Source organism: Puia sp. P3 (assembly GCF_050632245.1).
GTDB lineage: Bacteria > Bacteroidota > Bacteroidia > Chitinophagales > Chitinophagaceae > Puia.
Window position 1 is genome coordinate 5,235,376 of sequence record NZ_CP192583.1, and the last position, 19,332, is coordinate 5,254,707.

Sequence of the window (19,332 nt, forward strand, 5' to 3'; positions counted from 1 at the left end):
CTATCCATTCAAATTATTACGCGGTTGAAGATTCAGATAACAGACACACCGGATACAGGTCTCATTCTTGTCCATATCCAGCGACTTCCGGAAAGCGACCGCAGACGGCGAATTTAGTATCTCCGCCAACGGCTGCTCGTGAATATTCCCCATCGCCGGCAGGAAAAAACAAGGCCTTACCGTCCCGTCCGCCTCGATCACCGTCGACACCCATGGCGCATTGCACTTCTTATACGGATAAGCGCAAAGCCCGTGCGACGCCCGGTAGTATTCCCCGATCTTCGCCAGCCTGGCCGGCGACTCCGCGATATAGCCATTCTCGAACAGCGGCCCGAACTCCCTTATCACTGTCCGGATCATCGCCTCCAGCTTCAGGCAATTCTTCCCGGGAAGGCAATATCTCATACTGCCTCGGCTCATCCCACGGACTGCTGCGGTTGAATGCCTCGCTCGTCACATCCGCCGGCAAGAAACTTATCTGCTGAAGCCCCATATCCACCGCTGCCCGGATGATCTCCGGCCACCGCCTGAAATTCAGCCTGTGGATCACCGTCCGGCAGGTTATCCGGTAGTCCGCCCTCCTCGCATGGATCGAACCGGACCCCGTCCCTCAGCTTCTGAAACGCCCCGGGAATATTCCTTATCTGATCATGCAGCAGGCGATCCCCGTCCAGCGATACGATGATATCGTCCACCAGCGACAGCAGGTTGTCCCGGTGCCGCGCAAGCAGCAGCCCCGTCGATAACAACGTCACCCGGATCCCCGAAGACTTCAGCAACTCGCAAAGCCGGAAGAAATTGGCATTCAGCAACGCCTCACCGCCCGACATCAGCACCTGCTGCGTCCCCAGCCGCCCCAACGTCGACAACAGCCGCTCCACATCCTCCTCCCTCAACTGGCGGAGATGATTGTTCCCCTTCCAGATATCGCACATCACACACTTGCAGTTGCAGGCGCTGTGCGGCATAAGTATGACGATCGGCAACGCGCTGATCCTGTCGGTCTTCAGCGTCCGGTACCGTTGAAAAGTATGTATCAAAGAAGTACTGGCCATAGTATCAATTCATGTGCTCCCAAATATCAATTCATGATCCTGATCCACGGGAAAGGGCTCTTCAAGCCCAAAAGACGGCTCCTAACGGAATGGGGGTTGTGCAGCAGCACATGATGGAAAGGACGAAGATCCTCTATCGAATGATGAAAATAATAGTCGGCCATCTCGGGATAGCCAAACGACGTATAATAAGCGATGCTCTGCCTTTTGGCCCGCTCCAGATTCTCCGGCTTGTAGAATGGCGTGTCCATCACGTGGATCTCACCCCCGCCTTCAGACAGGATAGCGTCTTGAACAATACCTTCTTCAGCGAAGGGAAATACTGGATCGAAGCAGCAAAAACGATACAGTCGAACTGCCGCTCCCCCAATGACCCCGAATCGATATCCCCGTGAATAAATCTGAGGTTGGGATCATTACTAAACACCCTCGCCGCCTGCTGCAGCTCCGTAAAATTAATGTCCATCCCCGTCACCTTCGTCCACTGGTATCTGCGCCAGCCAGATGGCTCAGCCAGCCATTCCCGCAACCGATCTCCAGGATCTCCGGCGAACGCCTCCGGGTAGAAAGATACCGGACAAGGCGCTGACAGGAGTTCTTCCGGATCTGCCATTCCTTGTGATGTGTATGCGTCGCAGAGATCTCCGGCAGCTTCGCCAGCTCGTCATCCGTGTAAAGTCGGTTTTCCAGGGTACGGATAAGAATATATTTCTTCTCGAAAAGGATTTCCTTAAGGCGCGGATGACCCTGTACCTCAATATTGGTTAGTATAGAAGAATCAGGAAGGTACATTTCTTATATATTATGCGGTTTATCGGGTGGTTCATCATTACAAACGCGATTTTTTGGTTAAAGGATGCCAGCCCATTCTTAAAAGCCTTGAATCTCAGGCTGTCTGTAATTCCACAGCCGGTGCATCAGCTTGATCTCATAGGGATACTTATAAAGGCTGGTCCGGTACCGCAGCCCCGAAACCCAGTGCATCAGCTTCCTTTTCAATCCATTGAGCCGTATATCCGATACCGTCGGGTAGTACCCGTTCAGCACCGTTTCGAAATTCCGTATTTTGTCGATCATTTCCGGCGTCAGCCACGGCGTTAAAGGATTCTTCCTCAGATCGAAATTCTCCCAGTGCGGGCTGATCCAGTCCTCCAGCGTCTCGGGAAACCTGAACCCGCTCTCCTGACTCTTCCTGAAAAGCTCCGACCCCTCCGTCGGCACCGGACTATAGGTATAGATCACGATCTCCGTACTCGGATTGATCTCCTTTATCTCCTTGATGAAGGCGATATCCTGATCGATATACCGCATCACCTTCTCAGGCGTCTCGCCAGGCATCCCCAGCACGAACGAATACTCGGGTATGATATCGAACTTCTTCATCCTGGCCGCAAATTCCCTGATCTGCTGCCCCGACTGCGTTCCCCCCTTGTCCATCTGCTTCAGTACCTCGTCATTCCCCGTTTCCGCGCCAAAAAAGATCATTTTACAGCCGGACTCACGCATCAGCGCCAGCGTCTCGTCCTTGTATTTATTGATGGTATCGATCCGGCCTTCCCCCACCAAACCATCCCGTCTTTTTTTATCAGGTTGGAGAACTCCACCGTCCGCTTCTCCGAAACAAAGAAATTATTGTCGTGGAACTCGATCGAATCAGCCCCCCATTTCTCTTTAATATAACGGATATCCATATATACCTGATCCGCCGGCTTGGCCTTCCACCTCGCCTCATAGATAGGTACAACCGCACAAAAACTACACGTGAAAGGACAGCCAATGCTCGAATGATACGCCAGCGTCCTGTTCCCCAGATAGGTCTTCCCCAGATAATTGGCCATCGGATACATCCCGTCCAGCTTGTCATAGGGCAGCGCCGGCAGAGTCGACTGATCGATCAGGTCGTCCTTCGCCGTCTTCACGATCTTTTCCCCGTTATGATAGATCAGGTTCCTGATCAGCTCGTACGGCCGGCCATTCTCCAGCGCCTCTATCAGCGTGGGAAAAGCCTTGTCGCCGGGACCGTTGATGACAAAATCCACACAGCCCGAATTGAGCACGACCTTGTACTGGTTGGAAGCAAAATATCCCCCCAGATCATCACCGTCCCCGGAAACTCCTCCCTGATACGGCGCGCATACGGAATGGCCTGCTTCAGCCGCGGGCCGGGCATCACCGTAAACCCAACGTACCTGAACTCCCCCGTCTCCAGCAAAGCCCTGATCTTCTCGTAAGGATCACGCTCCCGGTTGCCATCGACGATCACCCACTCAGCAATTCCATCGATACTCGCGGCTATCTGTAAAATAGAATTGGGGACACGGAACTTGTACGTCGCGCTTCTCGGATTGAACAATAGTATCTTATGCATATTTTGTCGACTCTTTAGGCATCCGAAATCAATAAACGACCGTTTTATACCAAAGGATGCCTCTACTAATCGACAAGCTCAAACAGTATTTTCGCCCAGGCCGCCTGCCGGAGTCCGACCCCGCGGCCGCTTATGATATTTGGGCCTTAGAGTATGATAATCAGCCAGATAATCTGATGCTCATGCTGGACGAACAAGTCTGCGCCGAACTGCTCGCCACCGCCCCCGTCGGAGGCAATACGGTAGCCGATATCGGCTGCGGAACAGGCCGCCACTGGGGAAAGATCTACGAAAAACAACCCGCCCGCCTGGTCGGTTTCGACGTCTCCCCAGGCATGCTCCACCAACTGAAAGCCAAATACCCCCAGGCAGAAACCCACCTGCTGAAGGATTCCGGCCTGCCCCAGCTGCCCACGGCCAGCTGCGACCTCTTGCTCTCCACCCTGACCGTCGCCCATATCCCCGATATCACCGCCGCACTCACCGAATGGGCCCGCGTCCTGAAACCAGGCGGACAACTGATCATCACCGACTACCACCCCGACGCCCTCGCCCGCGGCGGACAACGGACCTTCCGCGACAAGGCCCAAAAGACCATCGCCATCCGCAACCACGTCTACCCCCTCACCCAGATCACCGATATCGCCAACCGGCTCAACCTGACAACTTTTCGCGTTATAGAGAGAAGGATCGACGCCACCATGCGGTCATGGTACGAAAAACAGGGCGCCACAGCCCTCTTCGAACGCTTCCTTGGCGTCCCCATCATTTACGGCATGCAATTAACCAGAACCGATGTGGCTCAGTAACTTCCAACTACCCGGCAAAAAAGGCTCCCTGGTCGCTCGAAATTCAGGACGGAAAGATCGCGTCCCTCACCCCCGGCACCCCCGAAACCTCCACCCTCGACCTCAACGGCTCCTTCCCTGCTCCCCGGCCTCATCAACTCCCACGACCACCTCGATTTCAACCTCTTCCCCTCCCTCGGCAACACCCGCTACTCCAACTACCGCCAATGGGGAAACGATATCCATAGCACCAACAAGGAAGACATCCAGGCCATCCTGAAAATCCCCCAAAACCTCCGCACCCAATGGGGCATCTACAAGAACCTGCTCAACGGCTTCACCACCGTCGTCAACCACGGCGAACACCTGACGATCAACGATTCTCCCATCACCGTCTTTCAGGACTGCTACAACCTCCACTCCGTAGGCTTCGAACCCAACTGGCGCTGGCACCTCAACCGTCCCAAAAAACACCCCGGCCAGTCGTCCTCCACGTTGGCGAAGGCACCGACAAAACCGCTAACCGGGAAATTAGCCAACTCCTCCGCTGGAACATCTTCCAACAACGGCTCATAGGCATCCACGGCGTAGCCATGACCGAACGACAAGCCAGACGCTTCAAAGCCCTCGTCTGGTGCCCCGCCTCCAACTACTTCCTCCTCGACCAAACCGCCCCGATCAACAAGCTAAGAAACCATACCACCATCCTCTTCGGCACCGACAGTACCCTCACCGCCTCATGGGACGCCTGGGCCCAGATAAGAATGGCCCTCCAGGACATCGACGAACCCGAACTCCTGTCCATGCTCACCACCAACCCCGCCAGCGCCTGGGGCCTCACCGACCGGGGACAAATAGAAAAAGGCCTGCGCGCAGACCTCCTGATAACACATAACAAAAGCCTTTCCACCCTCACCCCCGACGACATCGTCCTCGTCCTCCATCAGGGTAAGATCGTACTCTTCGACCCTGAGCTTAAGAACAAAATACCTTCCAGTAACCACCAGATCGGCCCCAACGGCAAATACGTCTCCGGCGACATCAACGGCCTGATGCAGCAAATTCGGTCCTACACCAACGGATACGCCTCTCCTCTTTTCCTCAGCTGAAGAAAATGAAAGAAATGGATATGGTGCAGCCGCGGCGTCGCCGGCTTCAGCACCTCATCCGACACCCACTCTCCAAACAGCAACATATGACTCCCGATATCCAAAATGCGAAGGACCTTCACCTCCTTATAACTTTCCACCCATTCCGGAACAAAAAATCCGAACTCCCGCGTCTGTACCACCCCAAATGGCAGCTCGCCCAGAGACGGCGGATTCGCACTGTGATTCCTGCCCAGCTTATATATGACAGGCTTGTACTCCGCCGAAAACTCAGAGACAACGATCTTCTTCACATCCACCATCCGCTGCAACACCTGATTCGAATGCCGCATCCCCAGCAGATACCGCCCCGACTGCCGGATATCCCCCAGCAGATCCATCGGAAAAATATAGTTGTACTCAGATCCGTCCTGGAAGGAGATCACCCTTACCCTTCTCGGATAACTGTAAGCCGTCACCACCGCTTTCAACTTCTCGAAAGACAAATTCGGCTTGCGGTAAAATCGCTGGTAGATCATTTTCGCCCTCCACCCATCCACATGGTGAATATGGCTGTTGCTGATCTGCAACAGGAACAGCACACCCCGCTCGTCATCGATACGATCGAAGTACACCAGTTCCGCAACAGCAAGAGCCCCACGGGCAGCCTCGCCGCGCTCCGGCACGGACCTGCGGAAATAAATAGTATAACGACTGGCCTGATCCATCGCCGCACGCTGCGAAGCATCTTCTATCCACACCCCGAAGGTCAGCGGCTCCAGTCCCAGCATCCACTGATTCACGGTCACGTCGATCAAAAGATTCCCCGCCTGCAGGTATACTTTCTCCCCGACAGTATCGCCGATGCCCACCGTCGAAAATTCCCTCACATCCGTCTGTCCTACCAGCAAACGACGCAGCCCCGCATTCAAAATTTTCTTTATCATACATCACACTTGATGCACTAAAATTACTACTTTCATCAGGAATATGCCAGCCATGCTACTGAAAAAGATCCGTAAAAAATTTCTTTATATTAGCAACGACCTGGGCAACCTTTGGGGTAGAAACCTGCGTTTCTTCACTGCAGCCCGGGGCGCCCGGATCCTTGTCTACCACGGCATTTGCGAAGAAGGGCACCTCCGCTACAACAACAGTTTCGTCACCAAAAATACCTTTCAGCAACACCTGGAATACTATCACCGATATTTCAACGTCCTGTCGCTTGACGACTATTTCAATCGAAAATGGTCCTCCGACCGATTTAACGTCTGCATTACCTTCGACGACGGATACTCCAATAATTACAAGTACGCGTACCCGTTATTGATCAAATATTCCATGCCTGCCGCATTCTTCGTAACGGGCATCCGGGACACCGGACGCGACATCCTGTGGAACGACGCCATTGCTATCTTAAGCAAGCACGGCCCAAAAGAATTTGAGTTTCAGAACACCACCTATCGGACCAACAAATACGCCCAGTACGTCTCCGTCAGCGACGGTCGGCGACTCACCAATATTCTTCGCCAGGGTGGTTTCGACAATAAGGCACAGCTGATGGAGCAAATGGCCGCCTTCTACGACTTCCGAAAAACCCCGCAGACGACGATTTCTGGCAACAGCTAACCGCCGGGCAGATAAGAGAAATGGCCGCCTCACCCCTGATCACCTTCGGCTGCCACGGCTATTACCATACTGACCTGGCCCAAATGCCGCTAGCCGAAGCAACTGCCGAGCTCAAAAAAGCCGGCAATGGCTGCAGCAGTCCACAGACCAGCCAATAAATGCACTGGCCTTCCCATACGGCGCCTACACCCGGGAACTCGTCGCTGCCGCCAAAGACATCGGCTTCGACCAGTTGCTCCCTCTCGACTTCTATTTCGACGACGACAGGACCGACCCATACATGCAAATGCGTTTTGTTATAAACCCATACATTTCCCCCACAAATCAGATGATCGCAACAATAAAAGGAACCTATGCCTTCTGAAACACCAATTTATCGGTTTGAAAGACTGAGCCCGGAGAACCTCGGCGACCTGCGACGACTATATCTTGCCGTATACGGTACCGACCGCACAGCCCCGGATTTCCAAAAAATACGCCACCGAATATACCGGCGCCAGCTTTATCGGGTACTTCGCCTACGACCAGCACGGGACGCCGGCCGCCTACTACGGCGTAATGCCCTGCTTAATCCAGTACGACAACAGATTGTTCCTGTCGGCCCAGTCGGGAGATACCATGACCCACCCCGATCACCGCAACAAAGGCCTCTTCGTTCGCCTCTGTACACTGACCATCGAACTCGCCCGCAAAGAACATATAGTATTGATTTTTGGATTTCCTAATCAGAATTCCGCGGGAATCAACGGAAAAATAGGCTGGACAACAACAGGGAACCTCGAAGGCTTTCGGATACCGGTCTCCACCCTGCCGCTCGAAGGCCTGACCAGACGCATCCCATTTCTGCAACGCCCCTATAAGACCTACTCCAAAGCTGTGCTGGGCAAATACCTGCTTCCCGAAAAAGGGATCTCCGGGTCCGCGATCAACGGCATCTACCGCGATCAGGCCTGGTTCGACTACAAAACCTACAGCAATACATATGTTATCCGTCTTGGCAAAGCCAAAGCATGGATCAGCCTCGGAGACAACCTTACTATCGGCAACATTCAGACACAGGAACAGCCGCTCGGGCTCACCCTGTACCATCTCAAAAAGCTTGCAGCCCGGCTTGGCATCAGAAACCTGTTCTTCCACTCCAGCCCCGGCACACCCCTGCACCTGGAGTTTGCCAAAAGATACCAACCCTTTACCTCCTTCCCGGTTCTCTTTAACGACCTGGGCTCTGGCATCCCCTTCACCAGCTAAAATTCAATTTTGCCGACATCGATATCTTCTAAGTCTATGCAATTCGTCTGTATCACCTACACCCGTAAAGCACAATTCAGCGACCCGAAGGCCTGGCTGCACCGCATTCGGGGCTATACCGGTCTGCTGGAAGCCCTGGCCCAAAAAGACAAGGTCGTCAGCATCGACCGGATCAACTATACGGGAGACATAACGGCGGGCAACGTCCGCCACATCTTCCCTGATACCGGCACCAACCGTCTTTCCTCCGCCTGGCGACTCAACCGTCTCGCCCGCCGGCTCGACCCGGACATCGTCCTGATACAGGGAATGATCTTCCCCATTCAAACCATCCTTCTCCGGCTCCAGTTACCCCGCCATACGAAGATCATCATCCAGAACCACGCCGAAAGACCCGGCGCCGGCCGCCGAAAATTCCTCCAGCGCCTGGCCGATCCAGCCATCGACGCCTACCTCTTCACCGCCAAAGAAATGGGCGACGACTGGCTCCTGCAACGCATCATCCGCAAGCCCCAAAAGATCCGGCAGGTCATGGAGGCTTCCTCCGTTTTTTCCATCGGCGATACCCGCGACGCACGCACCCGACTCGGCATCGACGGCGCCCCGCTCTTCCTTTGGGTAGGACGACTCGACCAAAACAAAGATCCCCTAACCGTCATCAACGCCTTCCTCATATTCTCCCAACAACAACCCCAGGCCCGCCTCTATATGCTCTTCCACACCCGCGACCTCCTGCCTGAGATCGAAAACCTCCTCAACTCCAACCCGGGCGGAAAAGAAAAAATCGTCCTCATCGGAGAAAAACACGAAGAAATGGAAGACTGGTTCCACGCCGCAGACTACATCATCTCGGGCTCCCACTACGAAGGCAGCGGCGTAGCCGTTTGCGAAGCCATGTCCTGCGGCTGCATTCCCATCCTCACCGATATCCTCTCCTTCCGCATGATGACCGGCAACGGCGCCTGCGGCATCCTCTATCCCCCGGCGACACCGCCACCCTTACCAACGCCCTCCTAGAGATCACCCGCCAACCCCTCACCGAAGAAAGGGAAAAACACTCCTCCAATTCAACAAAGAACTATCTTTCACAGCCATCGCCAACACCATCCACGACATTGCCGCATCCCTCTAGGCCGGCCACCCGTCCATCCATCGCCACCTCTCTCAAGGCCGGCAACCCGTCCATCCATGGCCACCCGTCCCATCATCCATACTCGAACAACCCCATCATCGCGCGCGCGCTATCCTCCATCGTAAACGGCTTAACTGATTCATAGCCCGTCTCCGGGTCCCCCAATAACCCCACCACCACCTCCACCATCTCCTCCTCACTCCCCACCACATGCCAGTTCTTCACCGCCATCCCAGCCGTATCGACAAAACTCACCACATGCGCCCCCGCATACAACGCTTCGATCATCACCGTACCAAAGCCCTCATAAGCCGATGTATGCAACAATATCTTACTCCGCTGCATATACCTCAATACCTCCCCATGCGCCAACTCCGCGACCAATTCCACCCTTCCTCCCAACTCCGCGGCAAGGCCCCGCAGCCGCTCCCCCTCCTCCCCTTTCCGACAACCACCCCACGAACATCCCGCACACGTCGGCTCACCTTATCGACCACCGAAATAAATACATCATACTGCTTTAACTTCGTCAGATTGCCAACACCCAATACATCGATATCCCGGCGACCTGCAAAAGACCCAAAAAGCGCCGGATCGATTCCATTCGGAACGACATGCCAGGGCCTGACCCCATAGTTACGTCCGAACTCCTCCTGCAAAAAGGCCGACATCGCAACCAACTGCTGCCCATCCGGCCGGATCCACGACACCCAACGGTTACCCGCCCTGGCATCCTGACCCAGTATCCACGTAAAATGAGCGACACCCAGCCTCCGGCCAAAATATTTGCCCGCCAGCGCACACGGCCCGCACCACCAGCTGAGCAGCCCGACCAACCGTTCCCTACGACGCAGACGCCGTAAAACCCGCCAAACATTCACCAGCGTCTCCACCTTCTTCAGCTTCCCATGCCTCCATCCATCCAAAGAATAGACGGTATTTCCATTCCACTCATACTGATCCTTCCGGTGCGGATATTCGATGGAGACAATGACCACCTTCAGCCGGGGGAACGCCTGGTTCAATGCCCGCACAAAGACCTGCTGCGGCGGAAGACAGGCGCTGTCCTCCTCCCCCGCGGGAAACCCGGGGGTCAGAATAACCAGTGTATCATTCATATCCTATCTCCTTTTTCTTCCTGTACAACCATCGTATCAACCCCGGCGGCAGAAAGCTCATCGCAAACATCGCATAGTTATCCAGCCGCAGCGGATGCGCATAGATCGCCCTCGTCACATGCCACCTGGCCCTCGCCGGACGATAGTTCTCGTGCAGGAATTTCTTCCCGCACAGTGCATGATACGCCCCCTGCTTGATCTTCTTCGTCTCCTGGCTCTTTATGATCTCCAGCAGCTCCTCCGACTCCTTCTCCGTGATTACCCCCCGGTGGATCACCTGCCGCTTCAGTCCGTTGAACCTCCTCCCCTCCAACGCTCATCGATAGTCGCACTGGCGGGATTGATCCGCACCCTGATCAGCGCCTCTCCAAGATTACCGCACTTCCCCATCGTCACAAGTTGTATCCACAATAAATAGTCTTCGAAAGTATGCGCCAGCAGCGAATAGCCCCCGCCATCAGAATAGCCTCCTTCCTGTACATTACCGCCGAATGTATAAAGGGACAGTGCCGGTAGATGCCCCCGACGATCTCCTCATGACTGTGCCCCGCACACCGAAAATGAAAAAGATGCTCCCCGTCCTCCGAAATATATTCGGCGTCACTCCCCACAACCAGATGCCCCGGATGCGCATCCAAAAAAGCTACCTGCAGCTGCAGCCGCTGTGGAAAACAGACATCATCCGCATCGAATCTGCATATGAACTCACCCAGCGCCATCCCCAACCCCCTGTTCAACGCCGGCGAAATGCCATTCCTCTCCTGCCTTACCAGCCTGATTCTCGCATCGGCAAATCGCTCCAGCACCGCGACAGTATCATCGGACGACCCGTCGTCTACAACCAATAGCTCAAAGTCGGTATACGTCTGATCCAGCACAGACTGCACCGCTTCCGCTATGTATTTTCCCGCATTAAAGGCGGGCATCAGGACTGTGACCCTGGGATTCATCGCAATAGGTTAGCTTTTATCTGATAGCAATAATAGCTCGAACAAAATGACGATCGACAACTCCTCGAACCAGTACTCCGTAAAAAAGGCCATCCCCATCAGCAGCAGCACCGGTAACCCGTAGCCCAACCCACGCACGTTCCGGAAAAAGAACGCAGCATACAGTACCACAAAAAACAACAACCCCACCAGCCCATACTCACTCAGCAACTGGCCATACACCGAATCCGCCTTGTTCACAATACTATGCTGCCCCTCGTCCTTGCTGTGGTAATACAAGTAGAGAAAAAGATAGTTATCCCGAAAAAAGGGATCAATAAACCGCTTCCCCACCGGATACCCGCCATCGATCCCCAGCGCAGCCGTCTTATAAGCCAGACGCGACGAGAATCGTCCCATCCCAACCCCCAGCGGCAGCCGCATCGGATGCTCCGAGAAAAAACGCGCCATCTCCTGCATAGCCACCCACCGCCCGCTCCGGTTATAGTTCTTATACCTTAATTTGAAACTATCCTCCATCCCCTGCGGATAATAGGCATCCCTGAACGAACGCATCGCCCCCTCTTTCTTTACCACATCCTTCCGCTCGACAAATTCATGGTCCTTCGCGTTGGGTATCGGTACCGGCGGGTGGTATATATTTTCCTTGTCGACCCGCTTCATGACCTCCTGCACATAGATCCCGTTCTGCGGCGAGACCTTCGCCCAAAACACCGCCATTAGAAGAAAGGAGACGATGATCCTGCTCTTTTGAAGCCGGCTGCTGCGAATTACGAACACGAACAGCAGCACCGCGATCAGCATCATATCCACAAAATTGCTGCCCGCCAGCAACAGGGTCGCAAGACAGAACAGCGAAGCCGGCCACTTATTCCGGTAAAAAAATACAGCATCCCAAAGGCGCCGATCATCGCCGTAGCCACCGATCCGTCCAGACCAATACCCGTGATCATATCTCCGGTGTTGATAAAATACCGCCGGTGCTCTCCCTCATAAGTATAGGGGTTGATCACTCCGGCCCGGCAGCAGATGACGACAAAACTAGCCAGCATACAGACGCTGTTCAGCAGAAAAAGACCTCCAGCGTCCGGTGCAGCCGCCGCGGCTCCATTTGCTGAACGAACCAATAAATGATCACGGCCGCCAGCAGCGCGAGCAGCCAGTAACACGCCCCCATCCCAAAAGCAAATACCGCAGGCAGCGACAACGACTGAAAAGAGAACAGAAGATTCACCACCGCCAGCGATAACATGCCGATATAAAACACGATATACCGCTGCCGGAAGACCTCCTTCGAAATCAGCCTCTTCCCGTATACGATCAATAGCATCAGGATCGCAACGATCTTGATATACAACTTCACATTGACCATCAACACCAGAAAAACCAGCAGAAACCAGTCAATACTGAGTAAATTCCTTCCCCACCTGTATCCCGCCCATTGTAAGATCATTCCGCCCGTCCAGACTACCGCAGCCCCCACTCCACCCCATTCGGGAATCGCCACCAGATCTCCGACAACCACAAACAACGCCGTCACAGCCGTAATCCCAAGAATACGCCCCAGCCGGTTCGCCGCGAACTCCTCCGTCCAATAGAGATTGACGAAATACTGGAACGGCACGGAACAGGACAAAACCGCGAAAATCCACCAGTCCGACCTCCCATACTTCCCCTCCGTAAGCCAGCCCATCATCGGTGACCAAATCAATATCCCCGCCAGCGGCAGCAATATCCCCGCAATCAGATAGACCCGCCTGAACCACGGCAGCCTCGTCCTGTCTCCCCTCGAAAGATCGTTCAGCAACAGCGGCGCAAGCACCAGCAGCGGCAGCGGCGAGAACTCATAGGCGCGGTACGCGAAACTATACTCTGCCGTAGCGGCAGAGCCGGAGAACAGCCCCATCAGTATCCAGTCCACCCTCGCCATGCCCGAAGTCAATACCACCATTCCCAACTGCGGCAGCGAATCGACGATCAACTGCCGGTATTCGTTCCACCGCCCCCACCTTACAGGCACCTCCAGCCGGTATACGACCACCCAATACCCCACAACCCATTCCACGACAGCGGAAACAGTAAACAATACTACCACCGTCCTCAGACTCACCGCCGAGAACACCACCAGCCCAAACACCCCCACACAGCGAACCAAATTGGAAACAGACCCCACCACGACCAGCCAGCCAAAAGCCGACCTGCCCGTCACCACCTGACGAAAAGGAAGCGCCATCATCAGCAATAGCTGACTGAACGACAACCACCACAACAAAGGCTGCGCCCGGAAAACCAGAAGCAACAGCAACAACACGGCAGACGCTCCGATCGTATGTAAAAGAAAAAGCCCGGCCAGCGACGACGCGTTCCTGCCCGCAGCCACATCCCGCACCACTACTTGCTCCAGCCGCATACTAAGCACCGCAGTCGCCGTCGTCAGCACCGCAAGCGCCCAGTTCAGCTGACCATAGCTGTCCTTGTCCAGGTAGCGGGACAGCAACAGGAAGATAAATACCCCCAGGACCTGACCAGCAAGCACCTGTAGGGTATTCAACGATATGTTACGCATCCATCGCCGGGGACCTATACCATCATCACCCCTCATTCTCTATTTCTTTCTGTTCTTATTCAGGTTGAAATTTCTCGATATGTTGAAACCAAAATAGATATCTCCCTTACCCCAGGTCCCGGGCGTCTGTGCGAGATACTGCGTCGGTACCATGCTCTGAGAATTGCTGAACACCAGCTGGAATACGTGTCCGCCGGTCTCGATATCCCATCCGAGAGAAAAGGAATTATGCACGGTCGTCGACACCACCTGATTCGAAGGCAGGATATTATATTCGGCGTCGATACTCATCCTGCGGGTGAACTTATACCGGCCTCCGAGACCGATCGCAAACAGATCATTCTTGTCCGCCACGGTCGGGACCAGGTTGTAGTGGATAAAAGCAGGCGTCACCTGCAGAGACAGGTTCCGCGTGATCTTCCGCGCTATCAGCAGCTGCCCGGCATAAGCCGTCCTGTACCTGGTATTCAGGTAGGGCTTGTTCGACATATCCTGAGTATAGTCGGTCACCGTTCCAAGAATGCTGACAGACACCGGCATTCCGCCGCCATCACCCTGCTTCAGCAGCTTGTATTTCAAAAATCCGTCAAAGGTCTTCAGATACGAACTACGGCCGATACCCGCCTCGAGGTCATCGGTGATACCGTATTCCAGTCCCAGCCGCAACGTGGCATTGTCGAGGCCGAAAAAATTATAGGACCCGCTGTTCAGCTGGCCAAACCGGTGCTGGATGACAAAATTCAGATTGTTTTTCGCCGGAGACTCCATCGTCTGCTCGTTGATGAGATGCGTCGCCTTGAATGTCCCTGTGACATAACCCCTGTTCTTATTCGCATCCATGGAATCGTTCAGGGATTTCAGCAGCGAGCTGTCCTGCGCCGATATCCGCCCCACCGAGAACAACGACAGTATAATAAAAAGGACTCGTTTGATAGACATAGTAGTTCAGTTTTAGGTGTTATTTGGTGATGGCCCAGTCGATATTGACCTTTACCGCCATTTCCTTGTCGATCTTATCCCTGACAAGAGAAGGGATGCTGATATTGTAATCCTCCGGTTTGGCCTTGAACTCCGCCGTGCCGATAAGATGCCCGTTCTTCACCGTCAGCGTGGCCGGCGTCTCGACAGGGTGGGAAGTATTGTGCAGGTTCAGGTCTCCCTTGACCGTTACCTTATAAGCGCCGTCCTTGCTGAGATCGACGTCCCCGGTATAGCTGCCGGAAAAAGTCGACTTGGGATATTTATCGCTCTCGACATAATTCTCGTTGAAATGTTCCTGCATCAGCTCTTTGGCGAATACGAACCCCTTCAGCAACACCGAAAAAGCGATCTTCTTCGTGGCGGGCTCGATGACGGCAAAGACCTGGTTGTTCTCGGCCCGAATGTCTTCGAGGGCCGTTTTCGAATAAAAACCTATAAATCCGTTTCTGGCATTCAGACGCTGGCTATTGGCAATATCCGGACAGATAAGGGCCAAACCAATTATTACTGGGATGAGTCGTTTCATAAAATCGTTTTAAAAGGGTGATCAGTTATTGGGCGCGCCAGCGTTGATCCAGGCCAGGATGGTCTTGATCTCGCAGTCAGGCAGCTGTTGCCGCTGATACGGCATGGGAGTTACGGTGCCGTCATGGGTAATGGCGCTCCTTACCCATCCCTGATTCACATACTGTTTCAGATGCGAATAGTCTCCCAGATTGACATTACTGCCGCTGGTAACGATCCCCGCGCCCTGGTGACATTCATAACAGTTGTCGCTCAGGATCGCGACGATCTGCGTCGAATACTTTACATTCGTGGTATCACAGTTCAAACTCCCCGACAATTTATCTTCGCTGGTCTTCGAACAGCTGGAAAAATAAAGCACAAACCCGCCGATACCTATCCCCGTCAGTAGAAACTTCCAATTCATAGTCGTTTTATTGTTTTAGGTTGTTATCAATTTTTTCTTCCCCCTTCATCGGCCCACACCTTCTCCACCCGCAATCCCCTTCATCGGCCCACACCTTCACTTCTCCACCCGCAATCCCCTTCATCGGCCCACACCTTTACTTCTCCACCCGCAATCCCCTTCATCTCCCTCACTTACTCTTCACACAATCCGCCATATTCACGTCCATCAGAAATCCCGTACACCGGCCCTTGACCGTCACCGCGTCCCCCAGCTTTTGGTTCATCACCGGATTTGACGGCGCCTGGAAACAACTGACAATTGATCCCCCCGCCACCCGGCTGCGTCGAGAGTATCCAGATCTCCGCATTTCCCGAATGCTGTATCTCCGACAACTTTCCGGACACCTCGATCACTTTCCCCATATATTTCTGGTCAGCCCCATGCTCGTCCTGCTGATACTGCTGATACAGGCTGTCTGCGTTGATAGTCACCGCCGCATTCTCTCCCGCCGCAGACTCATGCGGCTTCTGATAAAGATGCCAGCCATAGGCAGCGGCAACAAGAATAAGCAAAAGGATCCCTACCCACAGAATGGTTCTTTTTTTAAGCATAATGTTGACCGTTAAAATTTGAGCTAACTCACACCTGCTTCGATCGCCGCGTGGCCTCAACTACCACAGCCGCCGCGTGGCCTCAACTACCACAGCCGCCGCCTGGTCGCAACTACCACAGCCGCCGCGTGATCCCAATATTGAGACCCCCGCTGAGAATATTCAGCTTGCCGGTACCCAGCCCCGACATCGGTATCCGCAGATAAGGTTCTATTCTCAGATTACCGATATTCCCTATCCGGTGCTCGTATCCTGCACTTAGGTTAATGATTGAGAACCAATAGTTGGAAGGTTTTTTCACATCCCAGTGTGAACTACCAGGTCCCCATGAACCGTAATATTGATAATTATAACTTTCCTTCGTCATAAAATAAGTCGACAACCCTGCCGTCGCAAACCAGCTGGTCTTGTCGGTCTGGCTGAAATTATACCGGACATTCAAGGGTATTTCCCACATATAGCAAGTCCCATCCAAATTAGTTACATCCCAGCTTGGAGGGATTCCACTCATACCCTTCTTGTCAAAATACTCGGCGTCCGTGTAATACTTTTTCCTGTCCACACTCACTCCCGTCTCTATCGCCCACTTTTTATTGAACTGATATCCCAACAACAGGCTGAATGTAGTTCCCACGCCGTCCACATGCTGCATCTTCACCGTGCTAAGATCCGGCGCCGCCATCAGCCCCACATATAAAAACGAAGTTTTCGACTTCCTGGATGCCTTCGGCTTCACTTTACTGCTGTCTTTCGTCACTACCGGCTCCTCGACATTAACAGTCAGCCGGTAGTCGCCCCTCATTCCAACCCGGTTCACAGGATACCCTGCGACACGTCCGGCACTCCCTCCCATGATTCCTGCAGTCCTCCCTGAACCCAAATCCAGGTCCCCCAGTCCATCCACATCACCATCTATCTTCGATCCCTGCGAGTCCTTCGATCCCTGAAACTCCTTCGACACCTGCGATTCCTTCAACCCTTTCTTCCTCTTTCCGTTCACCACCACATCATCCAGGTCCGTCATAGTCCCACTCCTGCTAACAGACCTTCGTCCCTGGACTCCCGTCCCCGCACCCGTAGTCCTTCCTCCCACACTCTTTCCAGCCACAGTCTTCCCTGCCACGCTGTTCCCAGCCACATCCCTTCCATCCACTGTCCCACCATTCCCTGTCCCCGCCGACGCAGCAGGCGCAGAAACCCCATTTCCACCCGGAGCCGAAGGCCCCGAAACGCGCGGGGTACCCCCCTCTCCTCCACAACTCCGCCTCCGCCAACCCCGGAATCCCCCGGACTAACCACCCTCTCCACCACAACCCCATCCCCGGCAATGCCGGAATGTCCACCAGCGCCATGGCGAGCGGTATGCACGACGTAATAGCCTGCCCCCCCAACGGTAAAAGGAGGAATAGCCATAGAAATCTGCGTCTCCGACGCTTCTCTTCGATCACTCCTTCATCAGTCAGTTCGGTAGACGACGGATTGTCCAGGGCAGCGGCCATCCTATCCCAGTCGGCACTATCTGTTCGCAACGGGTATCGCTCGGACGCCCGTCGGAAAAGATCATCAAAGTCGTTGTCCTTTTGGTTTAACATACTAGTTTTTCGATGTTTTCTGCGGTCAGGGCCTTCTGCAAATGCGCTCTGGCCTTTGACAAGTTTGATTTCGAGGTTCCAGTGGTGATGCCCAGCATCTTCGCGATCTCGGGGTGCGAATACCCTTCGATCACATGCAGGTTGAACACCATCCGATAAGCCGGGGGCAGCTCCTTCACCAAAGCGATCAATTCTTTATATAATACCGAATTGTCGGATGACTGCCCGTCGTCCTTATGCTCCCAAACGTGTTCCGGTATAGGATACGTATTGCTATTGTTGACTTCCCGGCGCATATAGTCTATGGCGGCATTGATCACCACCCTCCTGATCCATCCGATCAGCAGCATTTCCACCTTCTCCTTATCCCTCACCTCGAACCGGCTGAAATTTCGGAACATTTTCAGGAAAGCATCATGCGTCACCTCCACCGCCTGCTCATAGGTATTCACATACCGGAAAGCGATCTTTAAACACAGGCCGTAATACTGATCGTACATCATTTTCTGACTACGACGATCCTGCTCCGCACAGCCCGTGATCATATGAAGTAGTTTTTCCAAATTGTCCTGCGGTGTTTCGATGATTGTTTTAGTCTAAACGCCTTATTTTGAATAGCGGTTGCCTGATCACGGGCCCTAAACCCGCGTCATTCACCCCTAACAATCTTTGAAGTGACAAGTAATTGACCTACATGCCTTTGCGTATGCTCGGCCGCATGAAAAACTAGCCCGCCCACCGTCGACTGGATCCGATCCCTCCCCACGGTCCTTTCCGCCGTCAACTCCCCTTCATCCGTCTTTTTTATCTGTTCCAACGCCTTGTCGACCTGCATATTAAACCGTTCTACCAAATTTTTGACCAGATTTCCTCCCTTCGGACCACTTCCACCTCCCTCCGGCTGTCCTTGCCCCGGAGCCACCCGATTACCCTCCGGCGCCTCCTCCCCTCTCAAATAATCTAACTGCTCCACAGTCAATACCTCTCCCCTGGCATAAGTCAGCAACCTGTCCAGCACCCCCGTCAGATGCCGCAGGTGAAACCCCACCGAAGCCACCCCCGCGGGCCGCTCCCATAACTTTTCATCCGGGAACCCATCCATAAGAACGTTGACCTCATCCCGCGCTTGCAAAAGTGCATGCACCGCAGGCTGCACCAACGCCGGGAAGCCGGGGACGGGTCCCCTGAGCCAGTATTCACGCTGAGCTAGCTGTTTCATAAATCCCGTTAAATTACCAATTTTTCACCGACTTGTCGCCGGATGGCCATTATCGGTTATTTTTGACCTAACCT

General features: G+C 54.0%; 31 protein-coding genes. 5 read left to right on the plus strand and 26 right to left on the minus strand.

What is annotated here, in order from left to right; genetic code table 11:
• From ACQ86N_RS32820 to ACQ86N_RS32855, 8 genes are all read right to left on the minus strand, one after another.
• Positions 1-405 carry an SPASM domain-containing protein gene (locus ACQ86N_RS32820; protein ID WP_431210717.1) on the minus strand — a complete coding sequence of 135 codons (405 nt, stop codon included), beginning with the start codon at positions 403-405 and terminating at the stop codon, positions 1-3.
• 11 nt (positions 406-416) lie between these two features.
• The gene (locus ACQ86N_RS32825) at positions 417-1,055 is read right to left on the minus strand and encodes a radical SAM protein (RefSeq protein WP_431210718.1); all 639 of its coding nucleotides are present in this window, start codon (positions 1,053-1,055) and stop codon (positions 417-419) included.
• A 26-nt stretch (positions 1,056-1,081) separates the two neighbouring features.
• Positions 1,082-1,309, minus strand: a complete 228-nt coding sequence (locus ACQ86N_RS32830; RefSeq protein WP_431210719.1) for a hypothetical protein — start codon at positions 1,307-1,309, stop codon at positions 1,082-1,084.
• A complete protein-coding gene (locus ACQ86N_RS32835; RefSeq protein ID WP_431210720.1) occupies positions 1,306-1,521 on the minus strand; it encodes a methyltransferase domain-containing protein in 216 nt (71 codons plus the stop codon). Before ACQ86N_RS32835 ends, ACQ86N_RS32830 begins: the two co-directional genes overlap by 4 nt.
• Before the next feature lie 5 nt (positions 1,522-1,526).
• The gene (locus tag ACQ86N_RS32840; protein ID WP_431210721.1) at positions 1,527-1,847 is read right to left on the minus strand and encodes a hypothetical protein; all 321 of its coding nucleotides are present in this window, start codon (positions 1,845-1,847) and stop codon (positions 1,527-1,529) included.
• 78 nt (positions 1,848-1,925) lie between these two features.
• Entirely contained in the window at positions 1,926-2,618 is a 693-nt protein-coding gene (locus ACQ86N_RS32845; RefSeq protein ID WP_431210722.1) for a radical SAM protein, read from the minus strand.
• Entirely contained in the window at positions 2,561-3,094 is a 534-nt protein-coding gene (locus ACQ86N_RS32850; RefSeq protein ID WP_431210723.1) for a B12-binding domain-containing radical SAM protein, read from the minus strand. Before ACQ86N_RS32850 ends, ACQ86N_RS32845 begins: the two co-directional genes overlap by 58 nt.
• Entirely contained in the window at positions 3,046-3,423 is a 378-nt protein-coding gene (locus tag ACQ86N_RS32855) for a hypothetical protein (protein WP_431210724.1), read from the minus strand. The genes ACQ86N_RS32850 and ACQ86N_RS32855 overlap by 49 nt, the downstream gene beginning before the upstream one ends.
• A 182-nt stretch (positions 3,424-3,605) precedes the next feature.
• Here ACQ86N_RS32855 and ACQ86N_RS32860 point away from each other — a divergent pair, with 182 nt between their 5' ends.
• Complete coding sequence (locus ACQ86N_RS32860; protein ID WP_431210725.1) at positions 3,606-4,232, plus strand: class I SAM-dependent methyltransferase; 627 nt, start codon at positions 3,606-3,608, stop codon at positions 4,230-4,232.
• A gap of 102 nt (positions 4,233-4,334) precedes the next feature.
• On the opposite strand, the gene ACQ86N_RS32865 is transcribed toward ACQ86N_RS32860, so the two are convergent.
• Positions 4,335-4,685, minus strand: a complete 351-nt coding sequence (locus ACQ86N_RS32865; protein ID WP_431218017.1) for a hypothetical protein — start codon at positions 4,683-4,685, stop codon at positions 4,335-4,337.
• A 104-nt stretch (positions 4,686-4,789) separates the two neighbouring features.
• Between ACQ86N_RS32865 and ACQ86N_RS32870 the strand changes: the two genes are divergently transcribed.
• Complete coding sequence (locus tag ACQ86N_RS32870) at positions 4,790-5,320, plus strand: amidohydrolase family protein (protein WP_431217695.1); 531 nt, start codon at positions 4,790-4,792, stop codon at positions 5,318-5,320.
• On the opposite strand, the gene ACQ86N_RS32875 is transcribed toward ACQ86N_RS32870, so the two are convergent.
• A complete protein-coding gene (locus ACQ86N_RS32875) occupies positions 5,281-6,246 on the minus strand; it encodes a hypothetical protein (RefSeq protein ID WP_431210726.1) in 966 nt (321 codons plus the stop codon). The two genes, ACQ86N_RS32870 and ACQ86N_RS32875, sit on opposite strands and share 40 nt — an antisense overlap.
• A gap of 43 nt (positions 6,247-6,289) precedes the next feature.
• Between ACQ86N_RS32875 and ACQ86N_RS32880 the strand changes: the two genes are divergently transcribed.
• Complete coding sequence (locus tag ACQ86N_RS32880) at positions 6,290-6,928, plus strand: polysaccharide deacetylase family protein (RefSeq protein ID WP_431210727.1); 639 nt, start codon at positions 6,290-6,292, stop codon at positions 6,926-6,928.
• Between the two features lie 61 nt (positions 6,929-6,989).
• On the opposite strand, the gene ACQ86N_RS32885 is transcribed toward ACQ86N_RS32880, so the two are convergent.
• Positions 6,990-7,214, minus strand: coding sequence for a hypothetical protein (locus ACQ86N_RS32885; protein WP_431210728.1), 225 nt, complete (start codon positions 7,212-7,214; stop codon positions 6,990-6,992).
• Between the two features lie 143 nt (positions 7,215-7,357).
• On the opposite strand from ACQ86N_RS32885, the gene ACQ86N_RS32890 reads away from it, so the two are divergent.
• Positions 7,358-8,176 (plus strand): GNAT family N-acetyltransferase, encoded by an 819-nt coding sequence (locus tag ACQ86N_RS32890; RefSeq protein WP_431210729.1) that lies wholly within the window; start codon positions 7,358-7,360, stop codon positions 8,174-8,176.
• Positions 8,177-8,212: 36 nt separating this feature from the next.
• Positions 8,213-9,193: a glycosyltransferase family 4 protein gene (locus tag ACQ86N_RS32895; RefSeq protein ID WP_431210730.1), complete on the plus strand. Its 981-nt coding sequence runs from the start codon at positions 8,213-8,215 to the stop codon at positions 9,191-9,193.
• Positions 9,194-9,380: 187 nt separating this feature from the next.
• Here ACQ86N_RS32895 and ACQ86N_RS32900 read toward each other — a convergent pair whose 3' ends face one another.
• The 15 genes from ACQ86N_RS32900 to ACQ86N_RS32970 form a co-directional block, all read right to left on the minus strand.
• Positions 9,381-9,692, minus strand: a complete 312-nt coding sequence (locus tag ACQ86N_RS32900; RefSeq protein ID WP_431210731.1) for a glycosyltransferase — start codon at positions 9,690-9,692, stop codon at positions 9,381-9,383.
• Positions 9,659-10,426, minus strand: a complete 768-nt coding sequence (locus ACQ86N_RS32905) for a glycosyltransferase (RefSeq protein ID WP_431210732.1) — start codon at positions 10,424-10,426, stop codon at positions 9,659-9,661. The genes ACQ86N_RS32900 and ACQ86N_RS32905 overlap by 34 nt, the downstream gene beginning before the upstream one ends.
• Positions 10,419-10,739, minus strand: a complete 321-nt coding sequence (locus ACQ86N_RS32910; RefSeq protein WP_431210733.1) for a hypothetical protein — start codon at positions 10,737-10,739, stop codon at positions 10,419-10,421. Before ACQ86N_RS32910 ends, ACQ86N_RS32905 begins: the two co-directional genes overlap by 8 nt.
• A gap of 79 nt (positions 10,740-10,818) precedes the next feature.
• Complete coding sequence (locus ACQ86N_RS32915; protein ID WP_431210734.1) at positions 10,819-11,376, minus strand: glycosyltransferase family 2 protein; 558 nt, start codon at positions 11,374-11,376, stop codon at positions 10,819-10,821.
• 9 nt (positions 11,377-11,385) lie between these two features.
• Positions 11,386-12,183, minus strand: coding sequence for a hypothetical protein (locus ACQ86N_RS32920; protein WP_431210735.1), 798 nt, complete (start codon positions 12,181-12,183; stop codon positions 11,386-11,388).
• Positions 12,180-12,428 carry a hypothetical protein gene (locus ACQ86N_RS32925; protein ID WP_431210736.1) on the minus strand — a complete coding sequence of 83 codons (249 nt, stop codon included), beginning with the start codon at positions 12,426-12,428 and terminating at the stop codon, positions 12,180-12,182. Before ACQ86N_RS32925 ends, ACQ86N_RS32920 begins: the two co-directional genes overlap by 4 nt.
• An 11-nt stretch (positions 12,429-12,439) precedes the next feature.
• Entirely contained in the window at positions 12,440-13,927 is a 1,488-nt protein-coding gene (locus ACQ86N_RS32930) for an oligosaccharide flippase family protein (RefSeq protein ID WP_431210737.1), read from the minus strand.
• A 54-nt stretch (positions 13,928-13,981) separates the two neighbouring features.
• Positions 13,982-14,881, minus strand: coding sequence for a DUF5777 family beta-barrel protein (locus ACQ86N_RS32935; protein ID WP_431210738.1), 900 nt, complete (start codon positions 14,879-14,881; stop codon positions 13,982-13,984).
• A 19-nt stretch (positions 14,882-14,900) separates the two neighbouring features.
• Entirely contained in the window at positions 14,901-15,449 is a 549-nt protein-coding gene (locus ACQ86N_RS32940; protein ID WP_431210739.1) for a YceI family protein, read from the minus strand.
• Between the two features lie 21 nt (positions 15,450-15,470).
• Positions 15,471-15,854, minus strand: a complete 384-nt coding sequence (locus ACQ86N_RS32945; protein ID WP_431210740.1) for a c-type cytochrome — start codon at positions 15,852-15,854, stop codon at positions 15,471-15,473.
• Positions 15,855-16,027: 173 nt separating this feature from the next.
• Positions 16,028-16,447 (minus strand): OB-fold protein, encoded by a 420-nt coding sequence (locus ACQ86N_RS32950; RefSeq protein ID WP_431210741.1) that lies wholly within the window; start codon positions 16,445-16,447, stop codon positions 16,028-16,030.
• Between the two features lie 112 nt (positions 16,448-16,559).
• Complete coding sequence (locus tag ACQ86N_RS32955) at positions 16,560-17,471, minus strand: outer membrane beta-barrel protein (protein WP_431210742.1); 912 nt, start codon at positions 17,469-17,471, stop codon at positions 16,560-16,562.
• Between the two features lie 13 nt (positions 17,472-17,484).
• The gene (locus ACQ86N_RS32960) at positions 17,485-18,039 is read right to left on the minus strand and encodes a hypothetical protein (protein ID WP_431210743.1); all 555 of its coding nucleotides are present in this window, start codon (positions 18,037-18,039) and stop codon (positions 17,485-17,487) included.
• The gene (locus ACQ86N_RS32965) at positions 18,033-18,584 is read right to left on the minus strand and encodes an RNA polymerase sigma factor (protein WP_431210744.1); all 552 of its coding nucleotides are present in this window, start codon (positions 18,582-18,584) and stop codon (positions 18,033-18,035) included. Before ACQ86N_RS32965 ends, ACQ86N_RS32960 begins: the two co-directional genes overlap by 7 nt.
• Before the next feature lie 104 nt (positions 18,585-18,688).
• Positions 18,689-19,258: a DinB family protein gene (locus ACQ86N_RS32970; protein ID WP_431210745.1), complete on the minus strand. Its 570-nt coding sequence runs from the start codon at positions 19,256-19,258 to the stop codon at positions 18,689-18,691.
• Positions 19,259-19,332 lie beyond the last annotated feature (74 nt).

Bases quoted from the DNA above. Each gene is read 5' to 3' on its own strand.
- ACQ86N_RS32820 (WP_431210717.1), bottom strand. From the start codon at position 405: ATGAGATATTGCCTTCCCGGGAAGAATTGCCTGAAGCTGGAGGCGATG.
- ACQ86N_RS32825 (WP_431210718.1), bottom strand. From the start codon at position 1,055: ATGGCCAGTACTTCTTTGATACATACTTTTCAACGGTACCGGACGCTG.
- ACQ86N_RS32835 (WP_431210720.1), bottom strand. From the start codon at position 1,521: ATGGACATTAATTTTACGGAGCTGCAGCAGGCGGCGAGGGTGTTTAGT.
- ACQ86N_RS32840 (WP_431210721.1), bottom strand. From the start codon at position 1,847: ATGTACCTTCCTGATTCTTCTATACTAACCAATATTGAGGTACAGGGT.
- ACQ86N_RS32855 (WP_431210724.1), bottom strand. From the start codon at position 3,423: ATGCATAAGATACTATTGTTCAATCCGAGAAGCGCGACGTACAAGTTC.
- ACQ86N_RS32860 (WP_431210725.1), top strand. From the start codon at position 3,606: ATGCTGGACGAACAAGTCTGCGCCGAACTGCTCGCCACCGCCCCCGTC.
- ACQ86N_RS32875 (WP_431210726.1), bottom strand. From the start codon at position 6,246: ATGATAAAGAAAATTTTGAATGCGGGGCTGCGTCGTTTGCTGGTAGGA.
- ACQ86N_RS32880 (WP_431210727.1), top strand. From the start codon at position 6,290: ATGCCAGCCATGCTACTGAAAAAGATCCGTAAAAAATTTCTTTATATT.
- ACQ86N_RS32895 (WP_431210730.1), top strand. From the start codon at position 8,213: ATGCAATTCGTCTGTATCACCTACACCCGTAAAGCACAATTCAGCGAC.
- ACQ86N_RS32905 (WP_431210732.1), bottom strand. From the start codon at position 10,426: ATGAATGATACACTGGTTATTCTGACCCCCGGGTTTCCCGCGGGGGAG.
- ACQ86N_RS32915 (WP_431210734.1), bottom strand. From the start codon at position 11,376: ATGAATCCCAGGGTCACAGTCCTGATGCCCGCCTTTAATGCGGGAAAA.
- ACQ86N_RS32920 (WP_431210735.1), bottom strand. From the start codon at position 12,183: ATGATGCTGATCGCGGTGCTGCTGTTCGTGTTCGTAATTCGCAGCAGC.
- ACQ86N_RS32925 (WP_431210736.1), bottom strand. From the start codon at position 12,428: ATGCTGGCTAGTTTTGTCGTCATCTGCTGCCGGGCCGGAGTGATCAAC.
- ACQ86N_RS32935 (WP_431210738.1), bottom strand. From the start codon at position 14,881: ATGTCTATCAAACGAGTCCTTTTTATTATACTGTCGTTGTTCTCGGTG.
- ACQ86N_RS32940 (WP_431210739.1), bottom strand. From the start codon at position 15,449: ATGAAACGACTCATCCCAGTAATAATTGGTTTGGCCCTTATCTGTCCG.
- ACQ86N_RS32945 (WP_431210740.1), bottom strand. From the start codon at position 15,854: ATGAATTGGAAGTTTCTACTGACGGGGATAGGTATCGGCGGGTTTGTG.
- ACQ86N_RS32950 (WP_431210741.1), bottom strand. From the start codon at position 16,447: ATGCTTAAAAAAAGAACCATTCTGTGGGTAGGGATCCTTTTGCTTATT.
- ACQ86N_RS32955 (WP_431210742.1), bottom strand. From the start codon at position 17,471: ATGACGGACCTGGATGATGTGGTGGTGAACGGAAAGAGGAAGAAAGGG.
- ACQ86N_RS32960 (WP_431210743.1), bottom strand. From the start codon at position 18,039: ATGTTAAACCAAAAGGACAACGACTTTGATGATCTTTTCCGACGGGCG.
- ACQ86N_RS32965 (WP_431210744.1), bottom strand. From the start codon at position 18,584: ATGATCACGGGCTGTGCGGAGCAGGATCGTCGTAGTCAGAAAATGATG.
- ACQ86N_RS32970 (WP_431210745.1), bottom strand. From the start codon at position 19,258: ATGAAACAGCTAGCTCAGCGTGAATACTGGCTCAGGGGACCCGTCCCC.